The sequence below is a fragment of the Chitinophaga sp. CCNWYY40 genome (assembly GCF_037483205.1).
Lineage (GTDB): Bacteria > Bacteroidota > Bacteroidia > Chitinophagales > Chitinophagaceae > Chitinophaga > Chitinophaga ginsengisegetis.
Genome location: NZ_JBBHLF010000003.1, coordinates 1,073,984 through 1,090,546 on the forward strand (window position 1 = coordinate 1,073,984; position 16,563 = coordinate 1,090,546).

Genomic DNA, 16,563 nt, shown 5'->3' on the forward strand with positions numbered 1-16,563 from the left:
GATGTACAAGTAACAGGCAACCCGGAGAGCTGATCTTTGTACTGTTAAAAATACAACACAGATATGGAACAGCATAATAATAAGAAAGTAGCCCTGATAGCGGGCGCGCAGGGAGTAATAGGACGTAATCTTATCGATTACCTGCTTACACAACCCAACTGGGAGATTATCGGTTTATCCAGGAGAGGCGGCGCCGGTAACGCAAATGTAAAGCACATTGCAGTAGACTTATTAAGCCGGGAAAACAGTGAGCAACAACTAAAACAACTCACTACGGTGACGCATATATTTTACGCCGCCTACCAGGACCGTGGCAGCTGGGCGGAACTCGTGCCTCCCAATATGACCATGCTCCGCAACGTGATTGAAGTAGTGGCACCCATTGCCCCTAACCTGCAACACATCAGCCTGATGCAGGGATACAAAGTTTACGGCGCACACCTCGGTCCGTTTAAAACGCCGGCGCGCGAAACAGATGCCGGTCGCTTTATGCCGCCGGAATTTAATATGGAGCAGCAACGTTTCCTGGAAGCGTATCAACAGGGCAAATCCTGGTCGTGGTCTGCAATACGGCCTTCTGTAGTAGGTGGCTTTGCATTGGGCAACCCTATGAACCTCGCAATGGTGATAGCCGTGTATGCCGCTATTTCAAAGGAACTGGGACTGCCGCTTCGCTTCCCCGGAAAACCAGGCGCCTACGATAAACTCATGGAAATGACCGACGCTGGCCTCCTGGCAAAAGCCACGGTATGGGCAGCAGAAAGTGACGCCGGCACAAATGAAGCGTTTAATATTAACAACGGTGATCTCTTCCGCTGGTCGGATCTGTGGCCACGCATAGCCCGTTATTTCGATATGGAAACGGAAGCGCCCCTGCCTATGCAGCTGGATGTGGTAATGGCCGACAAAGAGCCACTATGGAATACCATGATGGAAAAATACGGGTTGCAATACAGCTATGCGGAAGTATCGTCCTGGAAATTCGGCGACTTTGTTTTTTCGTGGGACTACGACTTTTTTGCCGATGGCAGCAAAGCACGCCGTGCAGGCTTCCGGGAGTTTGTGGATACCGAAGCGATGTTCCTGGAAATCTTTGAAAATTTTAAGAAGATGAAAGTAATTCCCTGATCTATGCTTTTTCCAATGTGAAGTTCACTGCAGCCGTGAGGCGCTTCATGGCAATAGCCAGCTGGTTTTCCACCGTTTTAACCGAGAGGTTCAAAATGGTGGCTACCTCTTTATAACGAAGGTCGTATTGTTTTACAAGGATGTATACCATTTTGCATTTGGGAGGAAGTTGTTCAATGGTATATTCCATTTTGCGGATCATCTCCGCAGAAATCATCAGTTGCTCCGGATCGCTTTCAAAGGCAATTTCCAGTTTATCTTCTTCTGCAAAAACTACCTGCCGGGAACTGGCCTGTTTACGCATATAGTCAATCGCTTTATTTTTCGCTACCACAAACAGGTATACCTGCGGGTTTTTTATGTCCGTCAGTGATTGCCTTTTTTGCCAGCAATGCATAAAAACATCATTCGTTATTTCTTCTGCTACCTCTTTACTACGGGTAAGCGAGAAGGAAAAACGCAACAGCCTGATGAAAAAATGATGATAGAAAGCTTTGAAGGCCGCCTGATCATTGTTCACCGTGATGTTTTTAAATAATTCATTGATTGTACACTGATCCATCCCTTTTAAGCCACTGATATTGGTTGCAATAATATATAACGCAGATTACGCTAAAGTTAACAAAATAAATTATCCCGGAATTTATTTTTAGAGTAGTGTTTTTTTGGCGGGAAATGGTGGTATCTGCGCTATTTCCGGGAAAAGAAAAAATTTACCGGCGGCTTTGGGGGTTTTTCATTTTCTTTTCGTCCTTCTGATATAACACGGATAAAAATAAATGATCGAGCGCAACCGGGTAAATATATTGATGGCCAGGAAAGTATCCGGAGAGGCCACCACAGAAGAGCTGAAAGAACTGGAAATGCTGCTGATGCAGTTTCCGGAGCTGCAGTATGCTTTTACCATTATCGGGGATATCAGTTCCGTGAACAGCGCCAACGGATTTTCCCCGGCAGAAGAAGAGCAACTGGCCAGCGAGGGAATGGACCGCATCAACCTGTTCCTCCAGCAGGAACAGGAGCTGCCTCCCGCCAAACGGTTGATCCCCTGGCGTATGATCAGCGGCATTGCCGCCGGCATCGCTATACTCATCACGGCCTATACCCTATGGCCGGTCGTGCCGCGCAAACAGGCTTTCCGCAATGAAGTGGTTACCAAAACCGGCTCCAAAACCAGCGTGGTACTGCCGGATGGCACCAGCGTAATACTCAACGCCTGCAGCCGCCTCCAATACGACGCCACCCGTTTCCTGAACGGCGAGCGTGAGGTGAGTCTTACCGGTGAAGCGTACTTTGATGTAAAGCATGATCCCGCGCATCCGTTCATCATCCAATCCGGCAACATAAATATCCGGGTGCTGGGAACTGTATTCAATGTAAAAGCCTATACAGAAGATGCCACCGTGGAAACAACCCTGCTTAGCGGAAAAGTGGAAGTGGATTTCCCGGATAATGATCATGGCGGAGCGAGGAAAACCGTACAGCTGCAACCGGAACAAAAATTAATCATCGGCATAAAAGAAAATAAACAAATACCTGTAAACAGAAAAACCAACTTCAGCATCACACCGGTAAAAACAATGGCTGCTGCCGGCAACCATACCACAGCGGAAAAACCAGCCACCGCCTGGGTTAACGACCGCTTCGACTTTGACAATGTAACGTTTGAACAACTATCGCACGACCTGGAACGCTGGTTCAACGTAACCCTGCGTTTTAAAAATGATAAATACAAACACGAAGTATTTACAGGCGCATTCCGGAAACAGAGTATTGAAGATGTATTGCAGGCATTACAACTGATGTCGGGCTTTCATTATGAGGTGAACACGAAAGAAAATGTTATTTACATATGGTAAAACACAACATCCAAACGTCATCTATGGCTTGATAATCCACTGATTTTTTTATTGCAGACAGCAAATAAAAAAAGGGAAATGCAGCAACATTCCCCCTTTTAAAATGCTGGCTAAACAATGTAAACCGATTTCCTTACGATCTGGTAACGGCTCATTATTTAACCTAACGAAACAAATTTATGAAAAAAAGCTATTGGTGGCCTTCCCATATTCCCCAGCGGAATATGAGGAAACTATTATTGCGTATGAAACTAACCTCCGTATTGCTTTGTGCCGGGTTCTTACAACTAAGCGCACATGGGTTTTCACAGGAACGGATCAGTGTTAATTATAACAATATTAACATTGGTAAGCTGCTGACTGTCATAGGACAGAAGAGCGACTACACCTTCCTGTACAAAAATGCCAGCATCCCCGACCGGAAAATCTCTATCTCCATGAAAGATGCTCCGGTGGCGGAGATCCTGGATAAGGCGCTCGCAGGCACCTCGCTGGGATATAAGATCATGAAAGATAACCTGGTGGTAATCCTGGAAGCAGGTGAAACCGTACAGAATGTTCATATAAGAGGACGGGTAACCGACGAAGCCGGCAACCCGCTGATTGGCGTTACCGTGCTGGTAAAAGGTACCACACAGGGCGCTAAAACAGATAATGATGGCCGCTTCACCCTGGAAGTACCCGAAAATGCCACCGTGGAATTCACCTACGTTGGCTACGAAGCCCAGCAGATGAAAGCACGCGAAGGTGCCTCCCTTAACATTGCCATGAAAGCCAATTCCAGCGGCCTCAATGAAGTAGTGGTAGTAGGTTACGGCAAACAGAAAAGGGCTAATCTCAGCGGCGCGGTAGATGCTATTTCCGGTAAAGAACTGGAAAGCCGCCCCATCGCCAATATCGGTAACGGCCTGCAGGGATTATTACCCAACCTGAATATTACCAATAACAACGGCCGTGTATCTTCCGCACCAAAATTCAACCTGCGTGGTATGACCTCCATCAACGGCGGCGATCCCTTCATCCTGGTAGATAACATCCCTTTTACCAATGAAGAAGTGTCGCGCCTCAACCCCGCCGATGTGGAAAGCGTAACCACCCTGAAAGACGCCGCCTCCGCCGCCATCTATGGCGCCCGCGCCGCCTTCGGGGTAGTGCTCATTACTACCAAATCGGGAAAAGACGGCCGCCTCCTGATGAATGCCAACGCCAACTACGCCGTGCGCACATTAGGACTGGTACCAAAAATTATTACAGACCCACTCACCACCATGCAATACAAGCATGATGCCGCCACACCACTGTATGATCTGTACCCCGCCGCCGACAGGGCCTATGCAGAAAAACTTGCCAACGACCCTTCTTTGCCAAGAGTAATCGTAAGTCCCACCGATAAAACAAAATATGCCTATTACGGATCTACCGACTGGCTCCATGAAGTATACCAGAAAACAGCGCCCGCGTATAATGCCAATTTCAACATTTCCCGCGGAGATGAAAAACTGAACTACTACTTCTCCGGAGATTATTACAAACAGGATGGTATGCTCCGCTATAACCCCGATCAATACACACGCTATAACATGCGTGCAAAAGCTACCTATACCATCAACGACCGCGTGAAAATTGGTAGCAACACCATGTACACCAACACCACCTATTCGCAACCCGCCAATACCGTTGATTACTTATTTTTTCATAATGCAAACCGCACCCCTTCTTTGTCCGTGCCCCGCAACCCGGATGGTACCTGGACTTCAGACGGCGCGGCATTACTGGGTAACCTCCAGAGTGGCGGCCGCTCCGCAGATACCTGGAGCGAATTTATGACCACGCTCAACGCAGAAATAAACCTGGTGAAAGATGTATGGACCCTGAAAGGAGATGCTACCTACCGCCGCGGAAATAACGTAGGTAAATCCTATACACTGCCGGTTCCCTACAGCAACGGGCCGGATCAGCCTACCCAATATACCAACGGTAACCAGTCGTCCGCCAACAACAGCACCAATGAACTGAAGTATAATGTGTATAACGTTTACACCGACTTCCACAAAACATTCAATAAAAAACATGCCGTTGGCGCACTCGCAGGGTTCAACCAGGAATACCATTACACCAATATATTCAATGTAAACAGGCAGGGACTCATCAGCACACAATACCCCACCCCTCAACTGGCTACCGGCAATATCACGGAAAAACAAACCATCGAAGACTGGGCCGTAAGAGGCATTTTCTATCGCCTGAATTATACTTACGATGATAAATATATTGTAGAAGTAAATGGCCGTAACGACGGGTCATCACGCTTCCGCGCCGATAACCGCTGGGGCTTCTTCCCATCCGCTTCTGCTGCATGGGTGATTTCCAAAGAGAAATTCTTCAGCGATATTAAAGGCATCGATCTCCTGAAACTCCGCGGTTCCTATGGTTCCCTGGGCGATCAGCAATGGAAAGCCTACGGTTACATGCCGCTCATGTCGGCCGGTAACATCAACTCCGTATTAAATGGTCAGCTGCCTATTGGCGTATATGCACCAACACCGGTTACCGCCACCTACACCTGGCAGTCGGTGAAAACCGTTAACGGCGGTATCGACTTCAGCATGCTGAAAGAAAGATTATTCTTCAGCTACGACCGCTACACCCGCTATACCAACGGCATGTTCGCCAAAAGCCAGGAACTGCCCAACGTATACGGCGCACCGGCTCCAAGAACCAATTCTGCCGACCTGAAAACACGCGGATGGGAAATGACCCTCTACTGGCGCGATCAGTTTAAAATCGGTAACAACGACTTCGGATACGGCGTAAAATTACTGGTGGCCGACAGCCGTTCCTTTATTACCCGCTTCACCAATCCTACCGGTACGCTCGCCAACTACGACGCCGGCTCACTGGAAAACCGCAACTACTACCAGGGACAGGAAATAGGTGATATCTGGGGCCTTGTTACAGAAGGATTTTTCCAGAACGAAGATGAACTGAAGTCACATGCCAAACAATCCAAAGTAGGTTCAGACGATCAGCAGTACCAGTTCTATGTAGGCGATCTGAAATTTAAAGATCTCAATGGCGACGGCTCCGTAGACTATGGCGACAATACCATCAGCAATCCCGGCGACAGGAAAATAATCGGTAACAACATGCCGCGCTTTCCTTACAGCATCGACCTCACCGCCTCCTACAAAGGTTTCGATTTCCGCGCACTCATCCAGGGTATCGGAAAAAGAGACTGGTACCCCAATGCAGGTAACCACTACTTCTGGGGCGTATATTCACAACCGTGGACAAACGTACAGGTACACAATCTCGATCGCTGGACTCCCGAAACACCCAATGGTTACTTCCCGCGCCTGAAATCATATATCGCGGAAGATGCCACCGAGCTGGGCGCACCGCAAACCAGGTACCTGCAAAATGCAGCGTATACCCGTCTCAAAAATGTTTCTATCGGCTATACCATTCCAAAGTCCATCACAGAGAAATACAAGATTCTCCGCTTCCGTGTTTATTTCAGTGCGGAAAATATCTTTACCATCTCCCACCTGAAAGCGAATATCGATCCTGAAGGACTGGACGGTTCTGTATATCCTTACCAGAAAACATACTCGTTCGGATTAAACCTGAACTTTTAATTAATTCAAACATCGGAACATGAAAAATAAAAGGCTTTATTTATCACTCATCATACTGGGCTGTGCAGCAGCTTCCTGTAACAAGGACTTCCTGCAACGCAACCCGCAAACGGAGATCTCACCGGAAGCATACTTCAACTCACCACAGGATCTGAACACCTACATCAACGGCTTATACGACGATAACCTCTCAGCGCCGTATGATGACAATAACTCTGATAACGTTTCCGGCAACACCGGCAGCGAAATGGACAAACTGGTGCACAACACCCTCGATGAAAACACCGTTGGCGGATGGAACGACTGGGATGTACTGCGCGATATCAACTTCCTGCTGGATAACGCCGGTAAAGCAAAAGGTGATGCTGCCGACATTAATCACTACATAGGCATTGCCCGCTACTTCCGTGCGAGATTTTATTTTGAAAAGATAGCCACCTATTCTGATGTGCCCTGGTACGGCCACGCATTAACAGATGTGGACCCCGATCTGTACAAAGGCCGTGATCCACGGTCCGCAGTGGCCGACTCTGTGCTTGCCGACCTGCAGTTTGCTGTGGATAATATTAAGGTAGATGATAAAGACAACGGTACCCGCGTAAATAAATACGCTGCCCTGGCGCTCATGTCCCGCTTCTGCCTTTTCGAAGGAACATTCAGAAAATATCACGACGAAGTAAAGCTTGCCGGCACCGCTGAATCTTTCCTCCAGAAGGCCGTATCAGCAGCGCAACAGGTAATAAGCAGTAACCGATATATGATCTACAATAACGGCAAAGGCGGGGAAGATTACCGCGCTTTGTTTTCCAGTCTTTCCTTAAACGGCAACAAAGAAATTATCCAATGGAGAGATTATCCACAGAGTCTTGGTAAAGGCAACAACACGCATACCGTACTCGGATGGACCTGGTCGCTCAGCCAGAGCCTTGTATACAGCTACCTGATGAAAGACGGCACGCCGTTCACTTCACAGCCGGGCTATGATAAAATGGGCTTCACCGCTACCTTCAAAAACCGCGATCCGCGCCTGGCCGAAACAGTGGCCTATCCCGGCTTTTCCACCACCCAGGATAATAACCTCTACATCGCAAAGCCTAACCTCGGCGCTTACGATCAGCTGAAGTTTTATCCACGCGATCCGAAACAACGCCAGGGCTGGGAAACTAACTACACCGCATTACCCGTATACCGTTACGCCGAAGTACTGCTCAACTTCGCTGAAGCAAAAGCAGAACTGGGTAGCCTCACACAGGCCGATCTTGACGTATCCGTGAACCTGCTGCGCCGCAGGGTGCAAATGCCAGACCTCAACCTTGTTACCGCCAATGGAAATGTGGACCCGGTGCTGAATGCAGCCTACCAGGTAAGCGGCGCCAATAAAGGCGTACTGCTGGAAATACGTCGTGAAAGAAGAGTAGAACTGGCCTGCGAAGGGCTGCGTCTCAAAGATATCAATCGTTGGAGAGCAGGCGCGCGTTTACAGGAAGCGCCACAGGGCATGTATGTTCCCGCACTCGGCGGCATTGATATGAGTGGCGACAACGTAGCTGACATCGCTATACTGCCAAACACCACAGATACTTCTTCTATCGCCGGGTTACCCGCTGATGTGAGGGCAAAATTGTCACGTTTCTATCTCACGGATAAAAACGGGGAAAATAATTTCTACCTCGACAACGGCACCAATGGTCATATCAAATTTACTGCCGACCGCGCCGGCCGTACTTTTAAAGAGCCCCAGTTTTACTATCGTCCTATACCAAAACAACAGACGATACTGAATGATAAACTGAAACAGATATTCGGCTGGTAAACCGGATGAACAGTGATGAGCAGGATTACCACGATCCATGTTTTTGCGGGGAATGACTCACTGCAAAAACATGGATCGTGGTAATCCTTTTTTAATACCGCAATCATGCTTATAAAATAAACCCATTCATGAAAAAATTACTCTTAACCCTCCTCATCGCCTGCAGCCTGCAAACACTGATGGCACAGGGATTCTCAGGGCAGGTATTTACAGACAACAATGCCGACGGCAAACCAAACAACGCGGAAAAAGGACTCGCAGGCGTACGCGTGTCCGACGGACTGCACGTAACCACCACCGATGCCAATGGTAACTATCACCTCCCCGGCCACACGAAAACAAGATTTATATTTATCACCACACCCGCCGGATACCGGTTCACCAAAGCATTCTATATACATACCGATAGTACCCTGTCCACCTACGACTTTGGCGTGCAGGCCGTGATTAAAGCCACAGCAGCCGCCGCAAAGTTTGTTCGGCTCACCGATACAGAAACCTACCAGTTCAACAACTGGATCACCGATGCAAAAGAATATGCACACAATGAAAACGCTGATTTCATGATCCATACCGGCGATATCTGCTACGAAAAAGGTATGGCATTCCACGCGCAATACATCAATACCCGCACAATGGGAGTACCCGTATATTACTGCATCGGCAACCACGACCTGGTAAAGGGTCCGTACGGTGAAGCATTGTACGAGTCCCTGTTTGGCCCGATGTTCTACTCATTTGATGCCGGCCCTGCGCACTTCATTGTAACGCCCATGCGCAACGGCGATTATCAACCTTCCTATACAGTAGATGATGTAGTGCAATGGCTGAAAAATGATCTTGCCAACACGGCGCCTGAAAAGCCCGTGATCATATTCAATCACGACCTGCTCACTTACGATACGTTGTTTACCATCCGTTCAAAAAACGATAGCATCAACCTCAATGAACATCACCTCAAAGCCTGGATCTATGGCCACTGGCATATCAACTTTGCGCGTACCCACGGCAACACCGGCATCCGCTCCCTCTGTGCAGCACCGCCTCCCGACGGCGGTATCGACAACTCCGCTTCCAACTTCGATATAATCGGTGTGGATAAAAACGGGCTTTCGTTTGTGCAACGGCGTTATACCTATGTGCACGATCAACTGGTATCCGTGTCGCCGTCGGCAGCAGGCATTGCATTTGACCAGGATAAAATGGTGATCAGCGCAAACGCCTATCACACTGCTTCCCCGGTAAATAAAGTACTGTTCAGCTTATTCGATAAAAAAGGGAACCTCGTGAAGCAGGTATCGCTGCAACCGCGCACCGACTGGAACTGGTTTGCTACTACTTCCATTCCCGCTGCATGGTTAAATAGCGTATATACCTCAACGTTAGAAGCTACATTAGGTACCGGTAGGGTACTGTTCCGCAGGGATACATTTACGCTGGTAAAAAATACGCCTGTAAAAACCAGTACGAACGCCGCCGATTGGCCGGAAGTATTACAGAACATACAACGTACAGGCGTTACCGGTATATCCACCGCCGGATCACTGCATTTAAACTGGACCGCAAACGTGGGAGGTAATATCTGGAAATCATCTCCCATATGCGCCGCAGGCAAAATATTCACAGGCACTATTGATGATGAAGGTAATCACCATAGCAGCATCACCGCGCTGGATGCACAAACCGGCAAACAGTTGTGGCAATTCCCCACCGGTAACTCCATTAAACACAGCATCAGCTACCACAACGGCCTGTTGCTGGCTACCGATGCAGAAGGCGTTACCTACGCCCTCGATGTCGCTACCGGTAAACTGAAATGGAAACACACCGGCGATCTGAAAAACCTGCCTGCCTATAATTCGGCCGGCGCTATCCACGATGGCGTTTACTTTACCGGCGCAGGCAATTATTTACAGGCCCTGGATATCCGCACCGGGCAGGTGAAATGGACGAACCACGACTGGACCGGCGGGGAAGGCACTCCCGCGGCAATGGCTATCCACAACGGGCAGCTCATCACTTCTTCTAACTGGAACCACTTGTTTGCCCACAACGCCGCCACCGGGAAATTGCAATGGAAACGCAGCGATGAAGGGATCCGCTTTCGCAGCGGCACACCCGCTTTCTTTGATAACTTATTGTATGTACACGGTATCAATAAACTTCACATCCTGGACCCCGCTACCGGGAAAACTACAGACAGCATCCCCGTTACGGAAGAACTGAAAACTATGACGGCACCACTGGTCACTAACGGGTATATTATCACCTGTACGGCTTCCGGTGGTATGCTGGCCTTCGATAAAAAAACAAAAAAAGAGCAGTGGCGTTTTGTACCAGGCGAAGCCCTGTTTTACTCTGCGCCTTATTCCTCCCCGCGTTCAGCCACTATCGAATCCACGCCCTTACTGGCCGGCAACCGCCTCATTGCAGGCGCGTCTGACGGGTATGTATATGTGATAGACCTGGCCACCGGGACACTGATCAGCCGCTTCAATACCGGCGCGCCAGTGTTGGCGGATATGGCTGTGTATAACGGCATGCTGTATGTGGCAGATTTTTCAGGAAACGTTAATGCGTTCCGTTTATAAGAACACCCATCTTATGTAAAAGAGGATATCTCCGTTAAAAGAGATATCCTCTTTTTATATAACAAATTATTATCTTACGAATATTGCTTCCCTTTTTTAAATATTTTATTATAGTTTGCAGCAGAAGTGGAATATTGAATACGGAAAGCAATTGCCAATCAACCAAACATATAACGAGAAGGCGCTTCTTTTACAGATAGCAGCGGGAGATGAAACTGCCTACAGGCAGGTATTTAACAGTCACTGGAACCAGGTCTACCAGGTGGCCCTCAGCTTCCTCAAAACACCCGGAGAAGCGAAGGATGCAGTGCAAACAGTGTTCATCAAACTATGGGAAAAAAGACACAAACTGCCGGAAGTCGACAATTTCGACGCCTGGTTGTTTATTGTGGCCCGTAATACGATTGTCAACATCCTTCATCAGCAGGCGTCCTTTGTGGATGTTCACCAGGTGGAAGACACCGTTCCGGAAAACTATCTCACCCCCGACTCTTTACTGGAATACAAACAAACCGCCTCCCTCATCCAGGATGCCATTGCACAGTTGCCACCACAACAGTCGCTTATTTTCCGTTTAAGCCGGGAACAGGGTTTAACGCATCCGCAAATTGCACGCGAGCTGAATATCGCGCCAGCTACCGTGAAAAGCCATATGGTGCGGGCGCTGAACACCATCCGGGAATATGTCCGGAAACAGGGTGGCAACGCATTGCTCCTCATCTGGCTGCTGGAAAAATTAGGAAAATAAAAAAAGTTTTCCCTCAACTGCACCTATCACCCTTTTTTTTGGTCTTTATAGTAAAGGTGCTATTTTCTGATGTCTTAAAATGTAATCGTGTATGCACGCATCCGGGGAATTCCAGTCATTAATGGATAAATACCTCACCAACTCCATCACAGCAACGGAGAAGGAACTACTGTTCGCCATGATCAGGAGCAGGCAACACCTGCCCGTCCTGGAAAAAGTAGTGGACGATGCACTCGGAACACCCATTGAAGTAACCGAAGACATAGCCCTCAGGGAAGAGATCTTTGCTTATATAAAAGCACAGAACCAGCCAATGAAAAAAATAAGCCCGTGGCCACGCTATGCCGCGGCAGCAGCCATTTTGCTGCTCATCGGAACAGGTGCTTACTATTGGCTGCAACCACCATCCAAAGTACCAGCGCCGGCAGCAGGCTATATCAGCACCGCTAAACCCGGCGCTAACAAAGCCATTCTCATACTGGCCGATGGCTCCAGTATTGCGCTCGACAGCTCCGGCAAACAGCAGCTGCAACAGGGCGGTACTTCCATCCACCAGCAGGGCAGCCAGCTGAAATACGAGGTGCAAAGCAGTACCCCAGGCGTAAGCTACAATGTATTACGCACCCCGCGCGGCGGACAGTTCCAGGTAACATTACCAGATGGTACAAAGGCATGGCTCAATGCGGCTTCATCGGTCAGGTATCCTACCGCATTTACCGGTAAGGAAAGAAGGATAGAAATTACGGGAGAAGTATACCTGGAAGTAAGCCCCTTTAATGCAGGCGCCGCGGAAAACATGCCCTTTGTGGTAGTATCCGCACATCAGCAGGTAACAGTACTCGGCACGCATTTTAATATCAACGCATACGAAGAAGAAGGAGCCACCAGCACCACATTAATTACAGGAAAAGTGAGGGTGTCCGCACAAAGCGGCAACGCCGGCGTGATACTGGCGCCCGACCAACAGGCGGTAACTACCCATAACGGCGCCATCACCACTATCCCCGTACGACAGGTAGAAACTTCAAAGGTAATAGCCTGGAAAAATGGCTATTTCGATTTTGAAGAAGAACGCCTGACCGTGGTTTTACGCCTCCTGTCGAGATGGTATAATGTGGATTTTGAGGCGGATCCCGCCATGCTCAATCTGAAATTCAGCGCGGTAATATCCCGCTCGTCACAGATAAGCGATGTATTGTCATTATTGTCGGCCACCGGCGCCGTGAAATTCAGGGAAGAAGGAAATAAAATTAAAGTATACTGATTTTTTATACCGACTGTCGTTTTTAGAGTCACCATGCGCACCACCACGCATCCGGGCGAAGTTTGCTATGCACTGCAGACAAAGCAAATGATGCCCATCATTCAATAACGCGATTAAACCAGAATCTACACAAATGAAACATTTGTGGCTTTATCATCATTTCCTGCACTATGGCAGCAGGACAAAGACCAAACCATTATCAACCATGAAGTTTAAAGCTATTTTTCTGTTGATGACCTGCCTGCAGGTAGCAGCAACGGGCTTCTCACAAATTACGATCTCAAAAAACAGCACCACGCTGGCAGAAGTATTTAAAGAAGTCCGGAAACAAACGGGTTATGTATTCATCTACAACAATGATATGTTGCCGGACGAGAAGCGGTTTGACCTGCATGTAAAAAATGCGCCGGTGAAAGAAGTACTCACGCAATGCCTGAAAGGCTTACCACTCACCTATTCCATCCGCGACCGCAATACCATTGTAATCAGTCCCTACAAACCATCCGGCAGTACGGACGAACAGGCGCAATCCATCGTGCTGCGGGGCCGGGTTTTCGATGCAAACGGCCAGCCATTGCCCGGCGCCAGCGTAATTGTGAAAGGAACCCGCCTGGGTACATCCACCCTGGCTGATGGTACTTTCCAGATCCGCGTGCCGGACGAAAAGACTGCTATCCTCATCACCTTTGTCGGCTTCAAATCACTGGAACTGAAACCCTGGAAGGAAGGAATCCGTACCATACAACTGGAAAGGTCCGCCGTGGAAATACAGGACGTAGTGGTGCGCACCGGGATGTTCGACAGGAACAAACTTACCTTCTCCGGGGCGGTGGCCTCTTTCAGCGGCAAGGACCTGCGCCGGGTAGGGAACCTCAACGTTGTCCAGAGCTTAAAAACACTGGACCCCTCCTTTATCGTTACCACCAATAATATCCAGGGTTCCAATCCCAACCAGCTGCCCAACATAGAAGTGCGCGGCAAAACAAGTCTTTCCTCCAGCACAGTAAGGGACCAGTTTTCCAATGATCCTAACCAACCGCTGTTTATCCTGAATGGAATGGAAACAACCCTGAGCCAGATCGTGGATCTCGACATCAACCGGGTGGCCTCCATTACCCTGCTCAAAGATGCCGCGTCTACCGCGCTGTATGGCTCCAGAGCCGCTAATGGCGTGGTGATCGTGGAAACCATACAACCCAAACCGGGAGAACTCAATGTATCCTACACCGCCGACCTCCGCTGGGAAATACCGGACCTCCGCGATTACAATATGATGAATGCAGAAGAAAACCTGGAATTTCAACGACTGGCAGGATTGTATAAAAAAGAGTTTGGCTTTTCCGGCATCACCAACGACAACCTCTATAATCAACGCCTGGCAGCCGTACGCAGCGGAGTTAACAGCTACTGGCTCAATGTTCCGCTGAGAAACAGCTTCACCAACGGACACTCGCTGCGCGTGAGCGGTGGCAGCCAGGAATTTCAATATGGCATAGGATTGAACTACCGCGGACTGAACGGCGTTATGATCGGCTCCGACAGAACCACCTGGGGCGCTACCGTGGATCTTGCCTATCGTAAGAAAAAACTGAACATCACCAACCAGCTGTATGTAAACGGTACCAACTCCAACGAATCGCCCTACGGCTCATTCAATGATTTTGTAAACATCAATCCCTACTACCGGAAAAAAAGAGACGACGGCAGCCTGAATACAGACCGGTACCTGGAAACATACCTGGTTAACACCAACTCCTTTATTCCTGATACCGTTAAAGTAGGCAACCCGCTGTACAATGCCACGCTCAATTCAAAAAACAATACCAACACCCTCATACTCCAGAACAACCTGAACTTCATATACGATTTCACGCGGAGCTTCCGGCTGTCCGGTGGCTTACAGGTACAAAAAGGAAGTACCAAAGGCACGCTTTTTATTCCTGCCGCCAATACCATGTTCGACACGGTGGATACATACCGGAAAGGCCGTTACACCGATTCCCGTACAGATAACATGAGCTACCAGGCCAACCTGATGCTTACCTACAGGAAAGTATTCAACGATGTGCATAGTCTCACCGGGAACGCCCGGACAGAAATGCAGGAACAAAGTCAAACCTATTCCGCTTACACCGCCACTGGTTTTCCGGAAGGTGTAAATCCCAATCCCGCCTTTGCCTATGGCTTTCTGCCGGATACCAAACCCATATACCAGAAAACAACTGTAAGAAGGGTTAACGCACTTGGCAGCGTTAACTACGCATACGACAACCGCTATTTTATAGATGCAAATTTCAGGATAGACGGCTCCACTTCTTTCGGCGCCGAAAATAAATACTCTCCCTTCTGGTCGATCGGTGTGGGCTGGAACATCAGCAGCGAATATTTTATGTCAGACATACAATGGCTAACCATGCTCCGGATCAGGGGGAATATAGGTACCACGGGCAACCAGGCGCTAGGCAGCTACGCCTCCACCTCGGTTTACGGGTATGAAAATAACCTGAACATCTACGGACAGGGGCTTTATCTCACCCAACTCGGCAATCCGTTGCTGGAGTGGCAGAAAACACAAAGCACCAGCGTTGGTATAGATGCTTCCCTCTTTGATAACCGCTTCACCGCTACTTTCAACGCTTATGAGAAGTTGTCAAAACCATTGATCACCAACGGCTCGTTGCCTGCATCTTCCGGCGTATCTACCTATGTGCTGAACGTAGGAAACCTCCGTACCCGCGGGGTGGAAGCTATTGTACGGTATGCACCCATCTATCTGCCACGGAAAAATATACTGTGGACACTCGGCTACACCGGGAGTCTGTACAAAAGCAGGTATGAAGGATTCTCCAACATTCTCAAAAACCTGAATGATGAAGCGCAGAAATCCAACTCCCTGCAGCGCTATCTCGATGGTTACAGCCCCGATGAACTCTGGGCGGTAAAATCACTCGGTATTGATCCCGCTTCCGGTAAAGAAGTATTCAGAAAAACAAACGGGGAAAAAACACTGGTATACGATCCTGCCGACATCGTTCCTATCGGCAACGGCAGGCCACAGGTGGAAGGCGTGATAAGCTCCAATCTTAATATCAAAGGATTCCTGTTTGGTATCAATCTCCGTTACAGCATTGGCGCTTATATTTTCAACTCCGCCCTGTACAACAAAGTGGAAAACATCAGCTTCGACCAACTGCAGTACAACCAGGATAAAAGAGCGCTGGAGCTACGCTGGAAACAACCCGGCGACGACGCACTGTTCAAAGGGATCAGTCTTACCGATGTAACGCCGATGTCGTCCCGCTTTATCCAGAAAGAAAATTATCTCACGGGCGAATCTATCAATGCGGGCTACGAGTTCCGCTCCGTACAATATCCGTGGGTGCGGCGTCTGAAACTGCAAACCATCAGGGTAAACGCCTACATGAACGATATCTTCCGCCTGTCGAATATAAAATCTGAAAGAGGAATCGATTATCCTTTCAGCAATGCGGTTTCTTTCAGTTTAAACATCTTCTTCTAAAT

General features: G+C 48.7%; 9 protein-coding genes. 8 read left to right on the forward strand and 1 reads right to left on the reverse strand.

Annotation, left to right across the window (positions count from 1 at the left end):
- Window positions 1-63: 63 nt before the first annotated feature.
- Complete coding sequence (locus V7S65_RS14830) at window positions 64-1,128, forward strand: SDR family oxidoreductase (protein WP_336386650.1); 1,065 nt, start codon at window positions 64-66, stop codon at window positions 1,126-1,128.
- A 1-nt stretch (window position 1,129) separates the two neighbouring features.
- Here the strand turns inward: V7S65_RS14830 and V7S65_RS14835 are convergent, their stop codons facing one another.
- The gene (locus V7S65_RS14835) at window positions 1,130-1,690 is read right to left on the reverse strand and encodes an RNA polymerase sigma-70 factor (RefSeq protein WP_079470642.1); all 561 of its coding nucleotides are present in this window, start codon (window positions 1,688-1,690) and stop codon (window positions 1,130-1,132) included.
- A gap of 217 nt (window positions 1,691-1,907) precedes the next feature.
- Between V7S65_RS14835 and V7S65_RS14840 the strand changes: the two genes are divergently transcribed.
- From V7S65_RS14840 to V7S65_RS14870, 7 genes are all read left to right on the forward strand, one after another.
- The gene (locus V7S65_RS14840; protein WP_336386649.1) at window positions 1,908-2,987 is read left to right on the forward strand and encodes a FecR family protein; all 1,080 of its coding nucleotides are present in this window, start codon (window positions 1,908-1,910) and stop codon (window positions 2,985-2,987) included.
- Between the two features lie 245 nt (window positions 2,988-3,232).
- Window positions 3,233-6,625 carry a SusC/RagA family TonB-linked outer membrane protein gene (locus V7S65_RS14845; RefSeq protein WP_336386648.1) on the forward strand — a complete coding sequence of 1,131 codons (3,393 nt, stop codon included), beginning with the start codon at window positions 3,233-3,235 and terminating at the stop codon, window positions 6,623-6,625.
- Window positions 6,626-6,644: 19 nt separating this feature from the next.
- Complete coding sequence (locus V7S65_RS14850) at window positions 6,645-8,438, forward strand: RagB/SusD family nutrient uptake outer membrane protein (protein WP_336386647.1); 1,794 nt, start codon at window positions 6,645-6,647, stop codon at window positions 8,436-8,438.
- 128 nt (window positions 8,439-8,566) lie between these two features.
- Window positions 8,567-11,029: an outer membrane protein assembly factor BamB family protein gene (locus tag V7S65_RS14855; RefSeq protein ID WP_336386646.1), complete on the forward strand. Its 2,463-nt coding sequence runs from the start codon at window positions 8,567-8,569 to the stop codon at window positions 11,027-11,029.
- A 115-nt stretch (window positions 11,030-11,144) separates the two neighbouring features.
- Window positions 11,145-11,777, forward strand: coding sequence for an RNA polymerase sigma factor (locus V7S65_RS14860; RefSeq protein WP_336386645.1), 633 nt, complete (start codon window positions 11,145-11,147; stop codon window positions 11,775-11,777).
- Window positions 11,778-11,868: 91 nt separating this feature from the next.
- Entirely contained in the window at window positions 11,869-13,041 is a 1,173-nt protein-coding gene (locus V7S65_RS14865) for a FecR family protein (RefSeq protein ID WP_336386644.1), read from the forward strand.
- A gap of 133 nt (window positions 13,042-13,174) precedes the next feature.
- Window positions 13,175-16,561: a SusC/RagA family TonB-linked outer membrane protein gene (locus V7S65_RS14870; protein WP_336386643.1), complete on the forward strand. Its 3,387-nt coding sequence runs from the start codon at window positions 13,175-13,177 to the stop codon at window positions 16,559-16,561.
- Window positions 16,562-16,563: the final 2 nt, after the last annotated feature.

Coding starts and splice junctions, on each gene's coding strand:
- V7S65_RS14830 (WP_336386650.1), top strand. CDS start 64: ATGGAACAGCATAATAATAAGAAAGTAGCCCTGATAGCGGGCGCGCAG.
- V7S65_RS14835 (WP_079470642.1), bottom strand. CDS start 1,690: ATGGATCAGTGTACAATCAATGAATTATTTAAAAACATCACGGTGAAC.
- V7S65_RS14840 (WP_336386649.1), top strand. CDS start 1,908: ATGATCGAGCGCAACCGGGTAAATATATTGATGGCCAGGAAAGTATCC.
- V7S65_RS14845 (WP_336386648.1), top strand. CDS start 3,233: ATGAAACTAACCTCCGTATTGCTTTGTGCCGGGTTCTTACAACTAAGC.
- V7S65_RS14850 (WP_336386647.1), top strand. CDS start 6,645: ATGAAAAATAAAAGGCTTTATTTATCACTCATCATACTGGGCTGTGCA.
- V7S65_RS14855 (WP_336386646.1), top strand. CDS start 8,567: ATGAAAAAATTACTCTTAACCCTCCTCATCGCCTGCAGCCTGCAAACA.
- V7S65_RS14865 (WP_336386644.1), top strand. CDS start 11,869: ATGCACGCATCCGGGGAATTCCAGTCATTAATGGATAAATACCTCACC.
- V7S65_RS14870 (WP_336386643.1), top strand. CDS start 13,175: ATGAAACATTTGTGGCTTTATCATCATTTCCTGCACTATGGCAGCAGG.